This is a genomic window from Streptococcus suis, assembly GCF_016775005.1.
Lineage (GTDB): Bacteria > Bacillota > Bacilli > Lactobacillales > Streptococcaceae > Streptococcus > Streptococcus suivaginalis.
In genome coordinates this window covers 1-20,257 of sequence record NZ_JAEUXI010000003.1, presented here as the reverse complement: position 1 = coordinate 20,257, position 20,257 = coordinate 1, and the positions used below count along the sequence as shown (strand labels likewise).

At 41.2% G+C, this 20,257-nt stretch carries 20 protein-coding genes and 3 tRNA genes; 19 read left to right on the top strand and 4 right to left on the bottom strand.

Annotated elements, in window-relative coordinates:
* Positions 1–18: 18 nt before the first annotated feature.
* A tRNA-Asn gene (locus tag JNG37_RS03720) sits at positions 19–91 on the bottom strand.
* Positions 92–96: 5 nt separating this feature from the next.
* Positions 97–168: transfer RNA gene (locus tag JNG37_RS03715), tRNA-Glu, on the bottom strand.
* 111 nt (positions 169–279) lie between these two features.
* Between JNG37_RS03715 and JNG37_RS03710 the strand changes: the two genes are divergently transcribed.
* Positions 280–353 (top strand) — tRNA-Arg (locus JNG37_RS03710).
* Between the two features lie 12 nt (positions 354–365).
* On the opposite strand, the gene JNG37_RS03705 is transcribed toward JNG37_RS03710, so the two are convergent.
* Together JNG37_RS03705 and rlmH are read right to left on the bottom strand one after the other, a co-directional pair.
* On the bottom strand, positions 366–1,040 hold the full coding sequence (locus tag JNG37_RS03705) for a YoaK family protein (protein ID WP_158456132.1): 675 nt from the start codon (positions 1,038–1,040) through the stop codon (positions 366–368).
* A 32-nt stretch (positions 1,041–1,072) separates the two neighbouring features.
* Entirely contained in the window at positions 1,073–1,552 is a 480-nt protein-coding gene (gene rlmH / locus JNG37_RS03700; RefSeq protein ID WP_158456130.1) for a 23S rRNA (pseudouridine(1915)-N(3))-methyltransferase RlmH, read from the bottom strand.
* A 148-nt stretch (positions 1,553–1,700) separates the two neighbouring features.
* Between rlmH and JNG37_RS03695 the strand changes: the two genes are divergently transcribed.
* From JNG37_RS03695 to JNG37_RS03610, 18 genes are all read left to right on the top strand, one after another.
* Positions 1,701–2,900, top strand: coding sequence for a S1C family serine protease (locus JNG37_RS03695; protein WP_158456128.1), 1,200 nt, complete (start codon positions 1,701–1,703; stop codon positions 2,898–2,900).
* A 61-nt stretch (positions 2,901–2,961) separates the two neighbouring features.
* Complete coding sequence (locus JNG37_RS03690; protein WP_158456126.1) at positions 2,962–3,720, top strand: ParB/RepB/Spo0J family partition protein; 759 nt, start codon at positions 2,962–2,964, stop codon at positions 3,718–3,720.
* Between the two features lie 203 nt (positions 3,721–3,923).
* Positions 3,924–5,306, top strand: a complete 1,383-nt coding sequence (gene dnaA, locus JNG37_RS03685; protein ID WP_158456124.1) for a chromosomal replication initiator protein DnaA — start codon at positions 3,924–3,926, stop codon at positions 5,304–5,306.
* 155 nt (positions 5,307–5,461) lie between these two features.
* Positions 5,462–6,598, top strand: a complete 1,137-nt coding sequence (gene dnaN / locus JNG37_RS03680; protein ID WP_158456122.1) for a DNA polymerase III subunit beta — start codon at positions 5,462–5,464, stop codon at positions 6,596–6,598.
* Between the two features lie 73 nt (positions 6,599–6,671).
* Complete coding sequence (locus JNG37_RS03675; RefSeq protein WP_158456120.1) at positions 6,672–7,553, top strand: diacylglycerol/lipid kinase family protein; 882 nt, start codon at positions 6,672–6,674, stop codon at positions 7,551–7,553.
* Between the two features lie 9 nt (positions 7,554–7,562).
* On the top strand, positions 7,563–7,766 hold the full coding sequence (locus JNG37_RS03670) for a DUF951 domain-containing protein (RefSeq protein WP_158456118.1): 204 nt from the start codon (positions 7,563–7,565) through the stop codon (positions 7,764–7,766).
* 103 nt (positions 7,767–7,869) lie between these two features.
* Positions 7,870–8,229, top strand: coding sequence for a helix-turn-helix domain-containing protein (locus JNG37_RS03665; protein WP_158456536.1), 360 nt, complete (start codon positions 7,870–7,872; stop codon positions 8,227–8,229).
* Between the two features lie 84 nt (positions 8,230–8,313).
* Positions 8,314–9,429: a redox-regulated ATPase YchF gene (gene ychF, locus JNG37_RS03660; RefSeq protein ID WP_158456116.1), complete on the top strand. Its 1,116-nt coding sequence runs from the start codon at positions 8,314–8,316 to the stop codon at positions 9,427–9,429.
* Positions 9,430–9,587: 158 nt separating this feature from the next.
* A complete protein-coding gene (gene pth, locus JNG37_RS03655) occupies positions 9,588–10,157 on the top strand; it encodes an aminoacyl-tRNA hydrolase (protein ID WP_158456114.1) in 570 nt (189 codons plus the stop codon).
* Positions 10,157–13,651 (top strand): transcription-repair coupling factor, encoded by a 3,495-nt coding sequence (gene mfd / locus JNG37_RS03650; RefSeq protein ID WP_158456112.1) that lies wholly within the window; start codon positions 10,157–10,159, stop codon positions 13,649–13,651. Before pth ends, mfd begins: the two co-directional genes overlap by 1 nt.
* 50 nt (positions 13,652–13,701) lie before the next feature.
* Positions 13,702–13,992, top strand: coding sequence for an RNA-binding S4 domain-containing protein (locus JNG37_RS03645; RefSeq protein ID WP_158456110.1), 291 nt, complete (start codon positions 13,702–13,704; stop codon positions 13,990–13,992).
* The gene (locus tag JNG37_RS03640) at positions 13,961–14,332 is read left to right on the top strand and encodes a septum formation initiator family protein (protein WP_158456108.1); all 372 of its coding nucleotides are present in this window, start codon (positions 13,961–13,963) and stop codon (positions 14,330–14,332) included. Before JNG37_RS03645 ends, JNG37_RS03640 begins: the two co-directional genes overlap by 32 nt.
* Positions 14,329–14,451, top strand: a complete 123-nt coding sequence (locus tag JNG37_RS03635) for an SP_0009 family protein (protein ID WP_398582963.1) — start codon at positions 14,329–14,331, stop codon at positions 14,449–14,451. The genes JNG37_RS03640 and JNG37_RS03635 overlap by 4 nt, the downstream gene beginning before the upstream one ends.
* Before the next feature lie 25 nt (positions 14,452–14,476).
* Positions 14,477–15,757, top strand: a complete 1,281-nt coding sequence (locus JNG37_RS03630; protein ID WP_158456106.1) for a serine hydrolase — start codon at positions 14,477–14,479, stop codon at positions 15,755–15,757.
* On the top strand, positions 15,757–17,022 hold the full coding sequence (tilS, locus tag JNG37_RS03625) for a tRNA lysidine(34) synthetase TilS (RefSeq protein WP_187321624.1): 1,266 nt from the start codon (positions 15,757–15,759) through the stop codon (positions 17,020–17,022). Before JNG37_RS03630 ends, tilS begins: the two co-directional genes overlap by 1 nt.
* Before the next feature lie 4 nt (positions 17,023–17,026).
* Entirely contained in the window at positions 17,027–17,569 is a 543-nt protein-coding gene (gene hpt, locus JNG37_RS03620) for a hypoxanthine phosphoribosyltransferase (protein WP_158456102.1), read from the top strand.
* A 20-nt stretch (positions 17,570–17,589) separates the two neighbouring features.
* Positions 17,590–19,560, top strand: a complete 1,971-nt coding sequence (ftsH, locus tag JNG37_RS03615) for an ATP-dependent zinc metalloprotease FtsH (protein WP_158456100.1) — start codon at positions 17,590–17,592, stop codon at positions 19,558–19,560.
* 104 nt (positions 19,561–19,664) lie between these two features.
* Complete coding sequence (locus JNG37_RS03610; RefSeq protein ID WP_158456098.1) at positions 19,665–20,129, top strand: sigma-70 RNA polymerase sigma factor region 4 domain-containing protein; 465 nt, start codon at positions 19,665–19,667, stop codon at positions 20,127–20,129.
* Positions 20,130–20,257 lie beyond the last annotated feature (128 nt).

Below are 20,257 nucleotides of genomic sequence, written 5' to 3'. Positions count from 1 at the left end.
GCACCTCACGGTGCACTACTCCGCCAACAGGGCTCGAACCTGTGACATCATGATTAACAGTCATGCGCTCTACCGACTGAGCTATGGCGGATGATACAGTCCGTACGGGATTCGAACCCGTGTTACCGCCGTGAAAAGGCGGTGTCTTAACCCCTTGACCAACGGACCATAATCAGAACAATATCTAGTATAATCTATTCAAAATTCTTTGTCAACACTTTTTTTCATTTTTCTCAACTTGACATCCAAAGTTCTTTGATGTACAATGAAAGAGTTGTCGGTTCCATAGCTCAGCTGGATAGAGCATTCGCCTTCTAAGCGAACGGTCGCAGGTTCGAATCCTGCTGGAATCAAAAAAAGAGTCTTCATTTTGAAGGCTCTTTTCGTTTTTCCATCCATAATTGATAGTTGATAAAGAGGGCAGGTACTAAGAGAAAATAAAGGGCCGCTTCATTAAAACGAGTAGAAAGCTGGGTCGATACCATGACGCCACAAATAAAAGAAAGAATTGTATAAAAAATAGCCAAGCCCTGTTTCAGATTAGTTGTATTCTTTTCCATAACTCCTTTAAACCAAAGGTAAGAAGCATTTTTTACATTTCCAGTCATCATAACATTGGCATAGGGATGTCCTCTTAGGTGTCGAAAACTTTCAACCTGAATAGAAGCTGCAAAAGCAAGGATGGCAATCGTAAAAAGTGGGGGAAAGAGATGTGTCAACAAACAATCTAATAATAGCAAACCTGTTATGACCAGGCTAGATGAAAAATGCCAAGGCCACTTACGTTCTATGAAAGCCCTCTTCATCAGATAAGTAAACCATTGTCCCAGACAGAAAAAAATAATGGGTACCAAAAAACTAAAGGCCTGGTAGAGATTTCCTAAGGCCAGATGATAGGCTAAGTAGATAACATTTCCTGATTGCACACCAGCAAATCGCCCTTCTTGGGTCAAGTAAGTAAAGGTATTCAGATAGCCACTCATAAAGGTCAAACTCAGGGCAATCCGCAATCCTTCATAGACTCGATATGTTTTTTTCATTTTCTAAACTCTTCCTTGTTTCACGTGAAACCTTACTTATGGTAAGGACTTCCTTGTTGAATCATAAATGCTCGATAAATCTGCTCCACCAAAACAAGTTTCATCAACTGATGGGGCAGGGTCAGTTTTCCAAAGCTCAGCAACAAATTCGCTCTGCTTTTTACAGAAGGATCCAAACCAAGGCTACCTCCAATCACAAAACTAATGGTAGAGTAGCCTTGCAAGGCAGCACTGGCCAACTGTTTACTAAAATCCTCTGAGGGAAATTGTTTTCCTTCGATAGCTAAGACAACAACAAAATCCCGTTCTCCAATTTTAGGAAGAATCCGGTCTGCTTCTTTTTTCAGAATAGCCTGATTTTCTGCTGAACTTGCCTTATCCGGTGTCTTTTCATCAGCTAACTCAATTAGTTCTAGCTGGGCAAAGCGAGAAATTCGTTTACTGTACTCAGCCAAGCCATCTTTCAAATATTTTTCTTTTAGTTTTCCAACACTAATCACTTTTACTTTCATATATCTAGTGTACCACAAACTCAGAGTACTGGACTGATAAATATTAAACTGCTTGTCCACAAAAGTTATCCACAGCTTGTGGATTGCATTTTTGAGCGTTTAAGTTATAATTAAGAAAACGGTTATATGATTAAGAAAAACTTAAGAAATATGGAGGAGTACTTATATGAAAAAATACCTCAAATATATCATTTTATTCCTATTTGGTTTTGGTGGTGGCTTGGCTGGTGCCTTAACGCTTGGTCTTTTCCAGGGGAATTCATCTAATCAACAGTCTGGAACGACCCAGGTCAGCACGGTCAGCTATGATAATGAAACCTCTGTCACTCAGGCTGTGGAAAACGTACAAGATGCTGTTGTATCGGTTATCAACTACCGACAGGCAAGTGCCTCAACATTTTCTTCTATTTTTGGAACTAATACAGCAAGTTCAGATGAATTACAAGTTGCTGGTGAAGGTTCTGGTGTCATCTATAAAAAAGATGGAGATACTGCCTATATCGTAACCAATACTCACGTAATTGATGGGGCTGAAAAAATTGAAATCTTGCTGGCCTCTGGCGAAAAAATCCAAGGGGAGTTGGTCGGATCGGATACCTATTCTGACCTAGCCGTTATCAAAATTTCTTCTGAAAAAGTGACAACAGTAGCAACCTTTGCAGATTCTGATACCATTAAAGTTGGAGAAGTGGCAATTGCTATCGGTAGCCCGCTCGGCAGTGTCTATGCCAACTCTGTGACACAGGGAATTGTCTCTAGTCTAAGTCGTACGGTCACTTCGCAAACTGATGATGGTCAAACCATTTCGACAAATGCAATCCAAACCGATACAGCCATAAACCCTGGTAACTCTGGGGGTCCTTTAGTCAATATTCAAGGACAGGTTATCGGAATCAACTCAAGCAAAATTACATCTAGTTCAACTTCTGGACTTGGGGTCTCTGTCGAAGGGATGGGATTTGCGATTCCATCAAATGATGTGGTCACTATTATCAATCAACTGGAAAGTGCTGGCAAGGTCACACGTCCGGCTCTCGGTGTTCATATGTTTAACTTGACAGATCTCTCAACTAGTCAGCTAGCAAGTGCTGGTCTCGACAATCTCTCCATTACATCAGGAGTTGTTATCGTTTCTACACAAGCAGGACTTCCTGCTGATGGGGTATTGAAGCAATATGATGTCATTACAGAGATCAATGACCAAGCAATTGAAAATAAGAGTGATTTACAAAGCGCCCTTTATAAACACAGCATTGGCGATAGCATAGAAGTGACTTTCTATCGTAACAATCAAAAACAAACTGTTTCCATCAAGTTGACACACTCAACAGAAGACTTGACAGAATAGTCAAGACCAACTCTACTTTACACTATTGTAAAGTAGAGTTTTTTTTGCTAGAATTAGCCTTATGGAAGAATTACTCTATCTATCTCCAACTGATATTATTCCCAATCCCTATCAACCACGCCAACAATTTGATCCTGACAAGCTTCAGGAATTGGCCCAGTCTATTCAGATGAACGGGATTATTCAACCCTTGATTGTTCGAAAATCGGCTATCCATGGCTATGAATTGCTGGCTGGTGAAAGACGGTTGCGAGCCAGTAAACTAGCTGGCTTAGAGACAGTTCCTGTTATTGTCAAGGAGCTGACAGATAAGGAGTTGCTCAATCAAGCCATTATCGAAAATCTCCAGCGCTCAGATCTCAACCCTATCGAGGAAGCCCATTCCTATCAACGGCTCATTGAGCGAGGTATGACCCACGACGAGATTGCTGGACAAATGGGAAAATCACGGCCCTATATCAGCAATATCCTCAGACTCTTGCAGCTCAGTCCAGCCAGTCAAGAAGCAGTCGAAAGTGGCAGGCTAAGCCAGGGACATGCTCGACTTCTCATCGGATTGTCTGAAAAGGAGCAGCAAGACTGGATTGAGACAATTGAAAAACAGGAAATGAGTGTTCGAAAACTAGAAAGTATCTTGGCTCCTCGAAAGAAAAAAGGAGTAGCTAAACAAGATCTGTTCAAACAAGAAATCGAAAACCAACTACGCAAGCGTTTTGGAACTCTGGTTCAGATTCACCAAAAAGCAAATGGGCAAGGAAAGCTATCCATCCACTTTTCAAACCTAGAAGAATTAGAAAGACTTATCAACAACTTAAAATAACCCTGTGAGTGGAAATTTTTCATCGACAGGCTTGTACACAGACAAAAGAAGCAGAAAAGGCTGGTCTTACCAGTCTTTTTTGTATTTTCCACATATTGTGGAAAACTTTTTTAAACAATGTGAATTAGTTTTTTTGTCTGTGGAAAACTTTTGGGATTTATGGTACACTAGGGGAAAGCATTTCTCATCGAAAGGAGGCAGTCATGACGAAAGAAGAAGAATTTTGGTCTATTTTTATTGAATTAGCTAAGGAAAATATTCCAAAAAACATCTATGAATTCTATATTGTTGGTGCAAGCCTGGCCCAAATCACCGATCAAGAAGTAATGATTCAACTTCCAAAAGAATTCAAACAACGCTATTGGGAAAAATCAAAGAACTTTAAAGAATTGATTGATGCTGCCAGCTACGAAGTCTATGGCAGAGATTTTCAACTCGGTTTTAAAATTCTCGAAAAGCTGGACTCAACAACGGACACACAGCCAGCCCCTCTGAAACAAGAAGTAACAGTAGCTAGAGTCGTTCAAGAAGAATTGATACCACCAGCTGTTCAGCAAGGACATCCTGATATCAAATCTCAATATACTTTTGATAATTTTGTCCAGGGTGACAATAACATGCTCTCTAAAGCTGCAGCCTTGGCCGTAGCAGATAACCTTGGAGGCTATTATAATCCACTCTTTATCTATGGGGGCCCAGGATTAGGAAAAACCCACCTCCTCAATGCAATTGGTAATCGTGTACTTGAAGCTAATCCTCACGCGCGTGTTAAATATGTTACTTCCGAGACCTTCCTCAGTGACTATGTCGAGCACAATCGTCTGGATAAACTCAAGGACTTTGAGAACATGTACCGCAATCTTGACCTGCTCCTAATTGACGATATCCAGACCCTAAAAAATAAAAAGGCGACACAGGAAGAATTCTTTAATACTTTCAATACCCTGCACGGGAAAAATAGCCAGATTGTTCTAACCAGTGACCGCAATCCTAAAAACTTGGATAACCTAGAAGAACGACTAGTCTCTCGTTTTAGCTGGGGCTTGACCAATGAAATCTACCCACCTGATTTAGAAACTCGGATTGCTATTTTACAGAGTAAAATCCAAGACAGTCCTTATGTCTTTCCGATGGAAACCTTGAAATACATCGCAGGATCCTTTGAATCCAATGTCCGAGACCTAGAAGGAGCACTGAAAGATATTGACTTACTGGCTAAAATAAAGAATTTGGATGAAATCAGCGTGGAAGTGGCAGCAGAAGCAATTCGATCGCGCAACCAGTCCAATCCTCGCAATACAGTCATTCCAATTGAAAAAATCCAAACAGAAGTCGGTAATTTCTACGGAGTCAGCCTAAAGGAAATCCAGGGAGCAAAACGTGTGCAGCATATTGTGCACGCGCGTCAGGTAGCCATGTATTTGGCACGTGAAATGACAGACAATTCCCTTCCAAAAATTGGTCGAGCTTTTGGCAATCGTGACCATACAACCGTCATGCATGCCTACAATAAGATTCGCAACATGCTGGTGGACAGTGATAATCTAGAAATTGAAATCACCAATATCAAAAATAAAATTCGCTAGCTGTGGATAAGTTTTTATTTTCTTCCACAGTTTTCCACAAGTTGTGAACAAGCTAGTTTTTCAGACTTGACAAGGGTTGAACCTATTTTTCCACACTATACACAAGACCTACTACTACTACTAATCTTATTATTAATAAATATAAAGGAGAATCCATGATTCAATTCGCTATCAATAAGACAGTTTTTCTGCAAGCATTGAATATTACCAAAAGAGCCATCAGCAGTAAAAATGCAATCCCTGTTCTTTCAACTGTAAAAATCGATGTTACAACTGACGGTATCAGCCTTACAGGTTCAAATGGTCAGATTTCAATTGAAAATTATATTTCCGTTCAAGATGAAAATGCAGGACTTTTGGTTAGCCAAACAGGCTCCATTCTTTTAGAGGCTGCCTTTTTCATCAATGTCATTTCTAGTCTTCCAGATATTGTTGTTGATTTTACTGAGATTGAACAAAAGCAAGTTGTGTTAACCAGTGGTAAATCAGAAATCACTTTGAAAGGAAAAGAAGCAGAACTCTATCCACGTTTGCAAGAAGTTCCAGCAACAACGCCTTTGGTATTGGAAACCAAGTTATTGAAACAAACCATCAATGAAACAGCCTTCGCAGCATCGACTCAAGAGAGTCGCCCAATCTTGACTGGGGTTCATTTTGTTCTTTCAAACCATACAGAATTAAAAACAGTTGCAACAGACTCCCACCGTATGAGCCAGCGTAAACTCCAACTTGAAAAAGCAGGAGATAATTTCAACGTTGTTATTCCAAGCCGTTCCCTCAGAGAATTTACCTCAGTCTTTACAGATGAAGTGGAAACTGTTGAAGTCTTCTTCTCTAATAACCAACTCTTGTTCAGAAGCGAGCATATCAGCTTCTATACACGTTTGCTTGAAGGAACCTACCCTGATACTGACCGGTTGATTCCAGCAGAATTTAATACCAGCGCAGTATTTGACACCGCAAATCTCCGACATGCAATGGAGCGTGCCCGTCTCTTGTCAAATGCAACACAAAATGGAACAGTGAAGTTGGAAATCAAAGACGGTAGCGTAACAGCTTACGTTCACTCACCTGAAGTCGGAAAGGTAAATGAAGAATTGGATGCCCTAGAAGTGACTGGGCAGGATCTTGTCATTAGTTTCAACCCAAGTTACTTGATCGATTCACTGAAAGCTGTTGCTAGCGAGCAGGTAAAAGTTAGCTTCATTTCTCCGGTCCGTCCGTTCACAGTTGTGCCAAATAAAGAAGACGAATCCTTTATTCAATTGATTACGCCAGTTCGGACCAACTAAAATCTTAAAAAACGTTCTTCTAAGGACGTTTTTTTATGTTATACTAGAAAAAAATCTTAAAAAAGAGTATTGTATGAAGCTATTTATTTTAGCCAATCCTCAGGCAGGGAGTCAGGGAGCACAGTCGCTTATCCAAGAGGTAAGTGATACCTATCCACAGCTAGTCCCTACTATTTTTTTGACCAGGGGAGTGGATGATGAGTACAGTCAGATTCAGGCTATCTTGGCGGAGTTCGAACCAGACCAGGATGCTTTGTTGATTTTGGGAGGAGATGGAACCCTATCAAAAGCCTTAACGGCCCTGCCGGAGAACATCCCTTTTGCCTATTTTCCGACAGGATCTGGAAATGATTTTGCTCGTGCCCTTGCTATCAAAGATATCCATCAAGTGATGGAGGCGCTGATAGAAAAGCGCACAACCCCTATCACAGTTCTCAAATCGAATTTTGGAGTTGTCGTCAATAGTCTGGATTTAGGATTTGCTGCCCAGGTTATCGCCTATTCAGAAGGATCGAGGACCAAAAGATGGTTAAAGACAGTTGGTTTAGGGAAACTAGCCTATCTCTTGTTTGGTCTAAGAAGTTTATTTGGTCAATCCCCTCTGTCAGTCCAAGTGGAGTTGGACGGGGAGCAGATGCGTTTAGACCGCCTATTCTTTCTATCCTTGGCCAACAATCCCTATTTTGGAGGGGGAATCATGATTTGGCCGGACGCTAGTCCCTTTCAAGCTCAGTTGCACCTGGTTTGGTTTGCTACTGGTTCTCTCTTTTATCGAATAACGGCGCTATTGGAAATGATTTTTCATCGTCATAAATCGTCTAAGATTATCCAACACTGCATAGCCAAGGAAGTCACTGTCATAGCAGATGAAGTAATAGCCATCCAAATAGATGGTGAGGTAGTAGAAGCTAGAGAGATTGTTTTAAACTGTCAAGAACGAAGGATATACCGATAAGGAGAAAGTATGTATCAATTAGGATCATTTGTCGAAATGAAAAAGCCTCATGCCTGTGTCATCAAATCGACCGGCAAGAAGGCCAATAAATGGGAGGTTATCCGTCTAGGAGCGGATATCAAAATCCGTTGTACCAACTGTGACCATGTAGTCATGATGAGCCGGCATGATTTTAAACGAAAAATGCAACAAGTGCTGCCTAGTGAAACCTAGTTGACAGTTTGCAACTGCTGGTTGCGAATATTTCCTAAAAAGTGCTAGTCAACTGTTCCTTTCTAAACTATAATAGACTTATAAAAAAGAGGAGGACATGAACATGAATCAGTTGGCACAGCAAATTCGAGTTTTACGCACAACCAATAACCTATCCCAAGATGAGTTGGCAGAGAAACTCTATATTTCCCGTCAGGCTGTTTCAAAGTGGGAAAATGGTGAAGCAACGCCAGACATCGACAAACTGGTCCAGCTGGCAGAAATCTTTGGTGTCAGTCTGGATTATCTGGTTTTAGGAAAAGAGCCTGAGAAGGAAATTGTGGTGGAACAGCGAGGAAAAATGAATGTTTGGGAATACTTGAACGAAGAATCCAAACGACCTCTTACAAGAGGAGATATTATCTCTCTCATTTTTGTTGCAGTTGTTGTTTTAGGTTCATTTTTCATTATGCATTATTTTTAACGAAGCTTGCCAAACAGCAAGCTTTTTCTCTACTTTTCTGCTATAATAGTCATGATTGAATTTTTAATTGGAGAGTAAAAAAACATGGCTTTAACAGCAGGAATCGTCGGTTTGCCAAACGTTGGTAAATCAACCCTATTTAACGCAATTACCAAGGCAGGAGCAGAAGCTGCAAACTACCCTTTCGCGACCATTGATCCAAACGTCGGCATGGTAGAAGTGCCTGATGAGCGTTTGCAGAAGTTGACAGAACTCATCACTCCTAAAAAAACAGTCCCGACGACTTTTGAATTTACCGATATTGCTGGTATCGTAAAAGGTGCCTCTAAAGGTGAAGGGCTTGGAAATAAATTCTTGGCCAATATCCGTGAAGTTGACGCTATTGTTCATGTGGTGCGTGCCTTTGACGATGAAAATGTCATGCGTGAACAAGGCCGTGAAGACGCCTTTGTGGACCCAATCGCAGATATTGATACCATTAACCTGGAATTGATTTTGGCGGACCTAGAGAGCATCAACAAGCGTTATGCGCGTGTAGAAAAAATGGCCCGTACGCAAAAAGACAAGGATTCTGTCGCAGAATTTTCAGTTCTTGAAAAAATCAAACCTGTCCTAGAAGACGGAAAATCTGCTCGTACAGTTGACTTCACAGATGAAGAACAAAAAATCGTTAAACAACTCTTCCTCTTGACCACCAAGCCAGTCCTCTATGTTGCCAACGTCGATGAAGACAAGGTAGCAGATCCTGACTCTATCAGCTATGTGCAGCAAATCCGTGACTTTGCAGCAACAGAAAATGCAGAAGTGGTAGTGATTTCTGCGCGTGCGGAAGAAGAAATTTCAGAACTCGATGATGAAGACAAGGGTGAGTTTTTGGAAGCCCTTGGATTAACAGAATCTGGCGTGGACAAATTAACACGTGCAGCCTATCACTTGCTTGGACTTGGCACCTACTTTACAGCAGGGGAGAAGGAAGTTCGTGCTTGGACCTTCAAGCGCGGTATGAAAGCCCCTCAATGTGCTGGTATCATCCACTCAGACTTCGAAAAAGGCTTTATCCGTGCCGTCACCATGTCCTATAATGATTTGATGACCTACGGCTCTGAGAAGGCAGTCAAGGAAGCAGGACGCCTCCGTGAAGAAGGAAAAGAATACGTCGTTCAAGACGGGGACATCATGGAATTCCGCTTTAATGTATAATAGACAATCAGGTTGGAAAGTATTTTCCAGCCTTTTGGTATTTCTAGTCGTTTAGTTTGCTTTTAGTACTAGGCAACGAACCGTAGGCAGTACTAGAGTACGGCAAGGTGAGTTAACGAAGTAATAAAAGATAAACTAAGTGACGATAAGGAGAAAAAATGACACGATTGATCATCGGCCTGGGCAATCCCGGGGACCGCTATTTTGAAACTAAGCACAATGTCGGCTTTATGTTGCTGGATAAGATTGCCAAGCGTGAAAATGTGACCTTTAACCACGACAAGATTTTCCAAGCGGACATTGCCACAACCTTTATTGACGGTGAGAAAATCTTTCTGGTTAAACCAACCACCTTCATGAATGAATCAGGCAAGGCTGTCCATGCCCTGATGACCTATTATGGTCTAGATGAAACCGATATTCTGGTGGCTTACGATGACTTGGACATGGCTGTTGGGAAAATCCGTTTCCGTCAAAAAGGCTCAGCAGGTGGTCACAATGGGATCAAATCCATTGTCAAGCATATTGGGACACAGGAGTTTGACCGCATTAAGATTGGCATTGGCCGTCCAAAAGGAAAAATGAGTGTTGTCAACCACGTCCTATCAGGTTTTGACACAGAAGACCGTATCGAAATTGATCTAGCTTTAGAAAAACTTGACAAGGCTGTCAACTTTTATCTAGAAGAAGATGATTTTGATACCATTATGAGAAAGTTTAACGGATAATGAACCTATTAGATTTACTAGGTCAAAATAAGACCATTCAAACCTGGCAGGCAAACCTGAATAAATCGACCAGGCAACTTGTCATGGGCTTGTCAGGCAGTAGCAAGGCCCTGACCATTGCCTCTGCCTATGACTCCCTTTCAGAAAAAATCTTACTGGTAACAGCCAGTCAAAATGAAGCTGAAAAACTGGCAGGAGATTTGGCAGCCATTTTAGGTAATGAGGTGGTTTACAACTTCTTTACAGATGATAGTCCCCTTGCTGAATTTGTTTTTGCTTCAAAGGACAGAACACAAGCCCGAATTGATAGTCTAAACTTTCTACTAGATCCAACAGCAAGTGGGATTCTAGTTGCTAGCATGGCAGCCTGTCGGATTCTACTTCCCAGTCCAAGTGCTTTTCGCCAAGCCAAACTAGATTTGTCCATTGGACAAGAAATAGAAGTTGACAAACTTGTCAACCAGTTGACAGCCATTGGTTATAAAAAGGTATCACGTGTACTGAGTGCAGGAGAATTCAGCCAACGTGGTGACATTTTAGATATTTTTGATATCAATGAAGAGCTTCCCTATCGATTGGAATTCTTTGGAGATGAAATTGACGGTATTCGGACCTTTGATGTCGACAGTCAAAAATCCTTAGAGAGCTGTGATCAGGTGAGGATTTCCCCCGCTTCTGAGATGATTTTCTCAGCAGAAGACTTTTTGCGTGCAAGTGAGAAGCTAGAAAATGCAATCGAAAATTCTCAGTCAGAAGAACAAATCTCTTACTTAAAGGAAGTCTTAGCAGATGTAAAAATATCTTACCGTCACCCTGACCTAGCACGATTTTTATCCTTCTTTTATGAGCAAGAATGGACCTTGTTGGACTATTTACCAGCAGGCTCTCCTGTTTTCTTAGATGATTTCCATAAGATTGCGGATCGACACGCTCAGTTTGATAAGGAAGTTGCTGGTATCTTGACAGATGATTTACAAAAGGGTAAAGCAGTGTCAAGTCTTAATTACTTCGCCTCCTCTTATCAACCGCTTCGGAAATATAAACCAGCGACCTTCTTTTCTACCTTTCAAAAGGGCTTAGGAAACCTGCGTTTTGACGCTATTCACTCTTTTAACCAACATCCTATGCAGGAATTTTTTAATCAAATTCCCCTTTTGAAAGATGAATTAGCCCGCTATGCCAAGTCAAATTATACGGTTATTATCCAGGCAGAATCACAGACATCTTTACAGGCTTTACAGAAAACGTTACAGGAATATGCCATTCAGTTACCTGTCTATGCACCGCATGAATTGGTTGCGGGTCAGCAACAAGTAACCATTGGCTCCCTGGCTAGCGGCTTTCATTTCCTAGATGAAAAACTAGTCCTTATCACAGAACGCGAAATTTTCCATAAGAAAATCAAGCGGAAGGTCAGAAGGAAAAATATTTCCAATGCCGAGCGATTGAAGGACTACACAGAGCTGGCTGTTGGGGATTACGTTGTCCACCATGTACACGGAATTGGTCAGTATCTGGGGATTGAAACCATTGTCGTATCCGGTATTCACAGGGATTATCTGACCATTCAGTACCAAAATTCTGATAGGATTTCCCTCCCTGTTGACCAGATTGACCTGCTGTCCAAGTATTTGGCATCAGACGGAAAAACTCCTAAAGTCAACAAGCTTAATGATGGCCGTTTCCAAAAGACCAAGCAGAAGGTGCAGAAGCAGGTGGAGGACATTGCTGATGACCTGATAAAACTCTATGCCGAACGTAGTCAGCTCAAGGGCTTTGCCTATTCTCCAGACGATGCCAACCAGACAGAGTTTGATGATGCCTTCGCCTATGTGGAAACCGATGATCAGATCCGTTCCATTCAGGAAATCAAGAAAGATATGGAGAAGGATTCTCCTATGGATCGTCTCTTAGTCGGAGATGTCGGATTCGGTAAGACTGAGGTAGCTATGCGGGCAGCTTTCAAGGCAGTCAACGACGGCAAGCAGGTGGCCATTTTGGTACCTACCACTGTCTTGGCCCAGCAGCACTTTGCCAATTTTCAAGAACGCTTTGCAGATTTTCCAGTCAATGTCGATGTGATGAGTCGGTTTAAGACGAAGGCAGAGCAGGCTGCGACCTTAGAAAGACTGAAAAAGGGTCAGGTGGATATCCTGATCGGGACCCACAGACTCCTGTCACAAGATGTTGTCTTCGCAGACCTAGGTTTACTGGTTATTGACGAAGAGCAACGCTTTGGGGTCAAACATAAGGAACGATTGAAGGAACTCAAGAAGAAAATCGATGTCTTAACCTTGACAGCGACACCGATTCCACGCACCCTTCAAATGTCCATGCTTGGTATCCGCGACTTGTCTGTTATTGAAACTCCGCCAACCAATCGCTATCCTGTTCAAACCTATGTTATGGAAACCAATACAGGTGTCATTCGTGATGCAGTTTTGAGAGAATTGGACCGAGGTGGACAGGTTTACTACCTTTACAACAAAGTTGACACCATTGAACAGAAGGTTTCTGAGTTGAAGGAGTTAGTCCCAGAAGCCTCTATTGGTTATGTTCACGGACAAATGTCAGAAATCCAGTTGGAAAATACCCTCTTTGCCTTTATTGAAGGGGAATACGATGTCTTAGTGACCACCACCATTATCGAAACAGGTGTCGATATTCCAAATGCCAACACCCTCTTTATCGAAAATGCTGACCATATGGGTCTGTCAACCCTCTATCAATTACGAGGTCGTGTCGGTCGTTCCAATCGGATTGCCTATGCCTACCTCATGTATCGCCCAGACAAGTCCTTGACAGAAGTGGCGGAAAAACGTTTGGAAGCCATTAAGGGCTTTACAGAACTAGGCTCAGGTTTTAAGATTGCCATGCAAGATTTGTCCATTCGCGGTGCGGGAAATATTCTGGGAGCTGCCCAGTCTGGTTTTATTGATTCGGTTGGATATGAACTCTACTCTCAGTTGTTAGAACAAGCTATTCTTGATAAACAAGGCAAGAGTCAGAAACGGCAGAAGAGCAATACAGAGATCAATTTGGCAATTGATGCCTACTTACCGAGTGATTATATTACAGACCAGCGTCAGAAGATTGAAATTTACAAACGAATCAAGCAAATTGACACTCGTGTAAACTATCAAGAATTGCAAGATGAATTGATGGACCGCTTCGGAGAATACCCAGATGTGGTGGCCTATTTACTTGAAATCGGCTTACTAAAAACCTTTCTTGATCAAACTTTTACCCAGTTGGTTGAACGAAAAGACCATCAGGTTACAGTGCGATTTGAAGCAATGGCTGGTCAACATTTCTTGACACAAGACTATTTTGAAGCTCTTTCTGCGACTCAATTGAAAGCCCGCATTGCTGAAAATAAGGGGCAATTAGAAGTCATTTTTACTGTAAGAGGGAAAAAGGATTTTGAGATTCTGGAAGAATTGATGCTATTTGCCGAAAAACTAGTTGAAATCAAGCAGAGAAAAGCGGGATAATTCCCGCATTTTCACTAAAACATGATAAAATAAAGAGATGAGGTGAAATCATGAGATTAGACAAATATTTGAAAGTTTCCCGTATCATTAAACGGAGAACAGTTGCAAAGGAAGTTGCAGATAAGGGCCGGATCAAAATTAATGGCATTTTGGCTAAATCTTCAACAGATGTCAAGCTAGAGGACCAGATCGAAATCCGATTTGGGAACAAATTATTGACTGTAAAGGTTCTTGAAATGAAGGACAGTACCAAGAAAGAAGATGCACTGAAAATGTATGAAATAATCAGTGAGACAAGGATAGAAACTGATGAAGAAGTCGAAAATCGTTCAAATCAATAATTCTTATATCCAGAACCAACGTGAGAAAAGCAAGCTGACCTTGGCAGAAAAGCGTCAGAAAAATCGCTTTATGGCCTCCATTTTGATTTTAGTGGTCTTTTTGTTCATTTTGCCAACCTATAACCTAGTTCAAAGCTACCAAACTTTGAAAGACAGGGAGAGCCAGTTGGTAGAATTGGAAAACCAGTATCAAAATCTTGTGGCTGAGCAAGAAGAGCGCGCAGCTTTGGTCAAACAATTAGAAAATGAAGACTTTGCAGCCAAATATGTCCGCGCGAAATACCAATGGTCTAAGGAAGGGGAATTTATCTATAATATTCCAGGGATACTACCGCAATGATGTCATCTATCTTTGAAACAGTTGAAAAGTTCTTGCAATATTCTGATGATAAACTAGAAGAGTTATCTGAAAAAAATAAGGAATTAAAACTGGCACAAGAAGAGCCAGACGAAAACTAATGAAGAAGTATGGAAAGGAGGGGACATGCAGTTCGTTTTATTGCTATTGCTATTGCCAGTGCTGTGGAATGCTACCAAGGTAGATAGCACAGAACTTCCATTTCAACTAAGCAACCAAGCCCGCTATCAGTTGAATTATAAGTCGTATAATACGGATTTTCAAACTGTCCCATCCAATCCAAATGTCTTTGCTACAATCTCGACATTTTCCGACCAGGCCTTGACCGAAAAAGTGGGAACGATTGAACCCAATCAAGTCTTTAGCATTGTCGGAGTCAGTGTCAATGACCAGCAAGTCTTGGTTTTTCAATTAGAAGACCAGACCTACATTGCAGCAGATCCGACGCTGATTTATGATGATTGCATACTTTCGAACCAAGATGTGGATCAAACTTATTGGACAAAGGCAGATGCGGTTTTCTATACCAGCCCGATTGCCAATCAAGCCCAAGTGAGTCAAAAGCAGAAAAAGGCCTATCAAGCTGTTCAAGTGGATCAATTAGCAGAAACACATTGGGGACACTTTGCTCATGTAGAAGGACTAGGCTGGATTGCCATGGAAGATTTGTCTGTAACAGACAATCGCATGGAAGCTGTTCAGCAGTTATTAAAAGAAAAGTATAACAAAGATACTCTTTCAATCTACGTTCAGCAGCTTGAGACAGGTCAAACAGCTGGAGTGAATGAAGATAAACTCATGTATGCTGCATCCACTAGTAAATTAACGACCCTTTATTATGCTCAAGAAGTCATTAATGCTGGAGAATTTCAACTAAATCAACCTTTAACCTACACCAAGGAAACATTGGAATTCTATGGAGCATTTGATGCTTTTGGAAGTGGTTCTCTTCCAAAAACAGCTAATAATAAAGTGTATAGTGTCGAGGATTTGATTAATCGGACAGCCAAAGAATCCGATAATGTAGCTAGCAATATTCTTGCTTATTACACAAGCCATCAGTTTGATGCGACGTTTACCGCTACCATTGAAGGCATTGTTGGCCAAAAATGGGACATGGAAGAACGACTCGCTTCTGCAAAAATGGCTGGAAAAATGATGGAAAAACTCTATGAACAAAATGGCTATGTTTTGGAAAGTCTGAAAGAAACCAAGTTCGATAACCAACGGATTTCTAAAGATATTCCCGTTCCAGTTGCCCATAAGATTGGAGATGCCTATGATTTTAGACATGATGTGGCAGTCGTTTATACAGACAGTCCCTTCATTCTTTCTATCTTTACAGAAAAATCTACCTATGACACGATTTCACAAATCGCAAAAGATGTGTATGAGATTCTAAAATGATAAAAAAACAATTTTTAAAAGTGACACAAGATGGTCACTTTTTTGATAAACACAAACGCGTCCTCTTGGCAATTTCAGGAGGAAAAGACTCTATGAACCTCCTTCAGCTTCTCTATCATTATCGCAAGGACTTAGGAATTGAACTGGGGCTAGCTCATGTCAACTATAAACTCCGACCAAGTTCTGACCAGGAAGAAGCCTATCTCCAAAACTGGGCCCATCAACATGGACTGGCCTTTTACTGTCGGTCTTTTCAAGGTGTCTTTACAGAAGAACGGGGTCGAGATTTTCGTTACCAATTCTTTAAAGACATCATGGAGACAGAGGATTATAGCGCTTTGGTGACTGCCCACCATGCAGATGATCAGGCAGAAACCATTTTTATGAAATTGGTGAGAGGCAGCCGTATGATTCATCTGGCAGGCATGCAACCAGTCCAAGAGTTTCCACCAGGCCAGTTGATTCGCCCGCTCTTACACTTTAGAAAATCAGATTTAGAGGACTGCTTTCATTTTGAAGACCAATCTAACCAGTCACCAGCATTTTTTAGAAATCGAGTTCGAAACAACTACCTTCCCCAGTTGGAAAAAGAGAATCCCGCCATTTCGCAAGCCTTGATTGACGTAGGTCAAGAAAGTCATATTTTTAAACAGGCGCTGATCGATTTGACAAAGGAGATGGATGTGACAAATCTTGCGACTTTTTTGGGACAAAGCAGAGCAGTACAATATATTTTACTCCAGCTTTACTTGCAAGAGTTTCCTGACCTTCATCTTTCAAAAGCCCAGTTCAAAGAATTGCACCATATAATAGTAGAAAAGGCAAATGTTCACACCTATTTGAAAAATGGCTACTGGTTGAAAAAAGACTACAAGACCATGTCTATTCAAAAAATAGGACCTGAGACGGATAGTGCACCCCAAGACATTGTGATAAAATCAGATGGTATTTTTCATTGGGGACCCTATCTGGTCACTAAAAATCAGCCCCTTCCTGATGCTTGGAGTATTGCTTTACCATCAGAAAAGCCTATCCTATTACGGACCTGGCAACCAGGCGACCGAATTCTCTTAAATGGGATTCAAAAGAAAGTGAGTCGCTATTTTATAGACAATAAAATCCCATTTTCTGAACGTCGCAGGGCAGCTGTGATTGAACAAGATGGAAAAATTCTTGGAATTTCCAATAATGCTACTAGTGATTTGAGTAAATCTGCAAAAAATGGTATAATCAAAGCTACATTATACATAAAAATGAAAGAGTAGACTTATGCTGGAAAAAGACATTAAAAAAGTTCTGATTACGGAAGAAGAGATTGCTGCCAAGTGTAAAGAATTAGGAAAAGTTCTGACAGAAGACTATGCAGGAAAAAATCCAATTCTTGTTGGTATCTTGAAGGGCTCTATTCCTTTCATGGCAGAATTGATCAAACATATCGATACACATATCGAGACGGACTACATGGTAGTGTCTAGCTACCACGGTGGTACAGAAAGCAGCGGAACTGTAAAAATCATCAAAGATTTGGATAACAGCGTTGCTGGTCGCGATATTCTCTTTATCGAAGATATCATTGACACTGGCCGTACACTCAAAGAATTGAAAGAGTTGTTTGCGCTACGTCAAGCAAATTCAATTAAAATTGCGACTTTGATTGACAAACCTGAAGGCCGTGTAGTGGAAATTGAAGCGGATTATTCAGGCTTTACAGTTCCAAAAGAGTTTTTAGTTGGATTTGGATTGGATTACAATGAAAACTATCGTAACCTTCCTTATGTCGGAGTATTGAAAGAGGAAGTCTATTCAAATTAATAGAAGGTTTTTGCTAATTTATGAACAAACAGCCCAATAAAGGATTTATTAGAAATCCTTTTCTCATTATTCTCATCATTGCGACACTGATTACAGGATTCCAATTCATGAATGCTGGCAGTCAGGTAGCAACTCAGGAAATTTCCTACTCAACCGTTCTAGAAGAATTAAAGAATGGAAATGTTACGGAACTCACCTACCAACCCAATAGCAGTATTATCGAAATCAAGGGTACTTATAAGAATGCAGTAGAAGCAAAAAGTGAGCTAGCTTCCTCTATCAAGCTCTTCCAGGTATCCGACACGCAAACCTATAAAAACTTTAGGTCAACGATTTTAGCTTCCGATTCAACCTTGTCAACCCTTCAAAGTCTAGCGGATGAACAAGGTGTAGATGTGACAATCAAACCAGAATCTTCTAATAGCTTGTGGTTAAATATCCTGCTGAACCTATTTCCGCTTGTCTTGTTCGGCGTCTTCTTCATGATGATGATGAACCAAGGTGGCGGAGGTGCACGTGGTGCCATGAATTTTGGCCGCAATAAAGCCAAAGCCTTGGAACAGAGCAATATCAAAGTTCGATTCTCAGATGTTGCAGGAGCGGAAGAAGAAAAACTAGAATTGGTAGAGGTTGTAGAGTTCCTGAAAGATCCAAAACGCTTTACCAAACTAGGTGCCCGGATTCCAGCCGGTGTCTTGCTAGAGGGCCCTCCAGGAACTGGTAAGACCCTTTTGGCAAAAGCTGTCGCTGGAGAAGCAGGAGTTCCATTCTTCTCTATTTCTGGTTCTGATTTTGTTGAAATGTTTGTCGGTGTCGGTGCTAGCCGTGTTCGTTCATTGTTTGAAGATGCGAAAAAAGCTGCGCCAGCAATCATCTTTATCGATGAAATCGATGCTGTCGGTCGCCAACGTGGTGTTGGAATGGGCGGCGGTAATGACGAACGTGAACAAACCCTCAACCAACTCTTGATTGAAATGGATGGTTTTGAAGGCAACGAAGGAATTATTGTTATTGCTGCAACCAACCGAAGTGATGTTCTCGATCCAGCTCTTTTACGTCCAGGACGATTTGACCGTAAGGTACTTGTCGGCCGTCCAGATGTGAAGGGCCGTGAAGCAATTCTGAAAGTTCATGCAAAGAATAAACCATTGGCAGACGATGTCGATTTGAAGTTGGTTGCCCAACAGACACCAGGTTTTGTTGGTGCTGATTTGGAAAACGTACTGAACGAAGCAGCACTTGTTGCAGCACGTCGCAATAAAGACAAGATTGATGCGGCAGATATTGATGAAGCAGAAGATCGTGTTATTGCAGGTCCTTCTAAGAAAGATCGCCAAGTTTCAGCCAAAGAACGAGAAATCGTGGCCTATCATGAAGCCGGTCATACAATTGTCGGGCTTGTCTTGTCAAATGCCCGCGAAGTCCATAAGGTAACAATTGTGCCACGTGGCCGTGCAGGTGGCTATATGATTGCACTTCCTAAAGAAGACCAAATGCTCCTATCTAAAGAAGATATGAAAGAGCAATTAGCAGGCCTGATGGGCGGGCGTGTCGCAGAGGAAATTATTTTCAATACTCAAACAACCGGTGCTTCAAATGACTTTGAACAAGCTACTCAAATGGCACGTGCTATGGTAGCTGAATACGGAATGAGTGAGAAAATGGGTCCGATGCAATACGAAGGTAGCCATGCCATGTTTGGTGGACAAACAACACAAAAATACATCTCAGAACAAACAGCCTACGAATTGGACACAGAAGTTCGCAATTTATTGACAGAAGCTCATAATAAAGCAGCTGAGATTATCCAAGATAACCGTGAGAAACACCAACTCATTGCGGAAGCCCTTCTTAAGTATGAAACATTGGATAGTGTACAGATTAAAGCCTTGTATGAAACAGGTCAGATGCCAACGGATAATGAATTAACCGAAGGTGAAGAAGTACACCCACTTTCTTACGATGAAATAAAAGAAAAACTAGACCAGTAAAGGTTTAGTTTTTTTGGTATTTAAGAGTAATCGGACATTTATGTCCTGTTCAGGAGATGACATAGGTAGTAGAATGAAAACAAAAATAGGAAGAGGTAGACAATATGTTTTCATCAGAGTACCGAAAAGTTAAGGGAATAGTTGATAAAACCCGCAGAGAGTATTATTTAAAAGGCTGGGAAGTAAGCGATTGGCACCAAGAGGGTATGCTCATATTCTATCAACTCATACAGGAGTACCCAGGTCTTAAGGACAGTCAGAACCTATACGGCTTCTTCAAAGTCCGGTTTCGGAACTATATAAAAGATAAACTCCGCCAACAAGCCAGCCAAAAACGGACCTTTGATCGTATGCAGCATGAAGAGATAGGAGATCTGAGCCATTGCTTACGCAGTCCAGGGCTCTTACAAGATGACTTATTGACACTACGAGATGGATTACGAAGCTATTATGACCAGCTATCCCCAACCCAACAAGCTAACTATATGAAACTAATCCGAGGCGAACGGTTCAAAGGCCGACAAGAGATGGTGAAAGCACTCAGAGAAGTCTTGAAAGATTTTAGATGACAAGGGGATGAAGAAAAAGGAAAAGAAAAAATAAAAAAAGTTTCAAAAAGATATTGACAAAGGTAGGTTAAGGTGATAGAATAATGGAGTTGTCTCGAGCGATCAGTTAACAGTGAAGAAACGAAATA

Excerpts from the sequence above, each read along its gene's own strand:
- JNG37_RS03705 (WP_158456132.1), bottom strand. The coding sequence starts at position 1,040 with ATGAAAAAAACATATCGAGTCTATGAAGGATTGCGGATTGCCCTGAGT.
- rlmH (WP_158456130.1), bottom strand. The coding sequence starts at position 1,552 with ATGAAAGTAAAAGTGATTAGTGTTGGAAAACTAAAAGAAAAATATTTG.
- JNG37_RS03690 (WP_158456126.1), top strand. The coding sequence starts at position 2,962 with ATGGAAGAATTACTCTATCTATCTCCAACTGATATTATTCCCAATCCC.
- dnaA (WP_158456124.1), top strand. The coding sequence starts at position 3,924 with ATGACGAAAGAAGAAGAATTTTGGTCTATTTTTATTGAATTAGCTAAG.
- dnaN (WP_158456122.1), top strand. The coding sequence starts at position 5,462 with ATGATTCAATTCGCTATCAATAAGACAGTTTTTCTGCAAGCATTGAAT.
- JNG37_RS03675 (WP_158456120.1), top strand. The coding sequence starts at position 6,672 with ATGAAGCTATTTATTTTAGCCAATCCTCAGGCAGGGAGTCAGGGAGCA.
- JNG37_RS03670 (WP_158456118.1), top strand. The coding sequence starts at position 7,563 with ATGTATCAATTAGGATCATTTGTCGAAATGAAAAAGCCTCATGCCTGT.
- JNG37_RS03665 (WP_158456536.1), top strand. The coding sequence starts at position 7,870 with ATGAATCAGTTGGCACAGCAAATTCGAGTTTTACGCACAACCAATAAC.
- ychF (WP_158456116.1), top strand. The coding sequence starts at position 8,314 with ATGGCTTTAACAGCAGGAATCGTCGGTTTGCCAAACGTTGGTAAATCA.
- pth (WP_158456114.1), top strand. The coding sequence starts at position 9,588 with ATGACACGATTGATCATCGGCCTGGGCAATCCCGGGGACCGCTATTTT.
- mfd (WP_158456112.1), top strand. The coding sequence starts at position 10,157 with ATGAACCTATTAGATTTACTAGGTCAAAATAAGACCATTCAAACCTGG.
- JNG37_RS03645 (WP_158456110.1), top strand. The coding sequence starts at position 13,702 with ATGAGATTAGACAAATATTTGAAAGTTTCCCGTATCATTAAACGGAGA.
- JNG37_RS03640 (WP_158456108.1), top strand. The coding sequence starts at position 13,961 with ATGAAGAAGTCGAAAATCGTTCAAATCAATAATTCTTATATCCAGAAC.
- JNG37_RS03635 (WP_398582963.1), top strand. The coding sequence starts at position 14,329 with ATGATGTCATCTATCTTTGAAACAGTTGAAAAGTTCTTGCAATATTCT.
- JNG37_RS03630 (WP_158456106.1), top strand. The coding sequence starts at position 14,477 with ATGCAGTTCGTTTTATTGCTATTGCTATTGCCAGTGCTGTGGAATGCT.
- hpt (WP_158456102.1), top strand. The coding sequence starts at position 17,027 with ATGCTGGAAAAAGACATTAAAAAAGTTCTGATTACGGAAGAAGAGATT.
- ftsH (WP_158456100.1), top strand. The coding sequence starts at position 17,590 with ATGAACAAACAGCCCAATAAAGGATTTATTAGAAATCCTTTTCTCATT.
- JNG37_RS03610 (WP_158456098.1), top strand. The coding sequence starts at position 19,665 with ATGTTTTCATCAGAGTACCGAAAAGTTAAGGGAATAGTTGATAAAACC.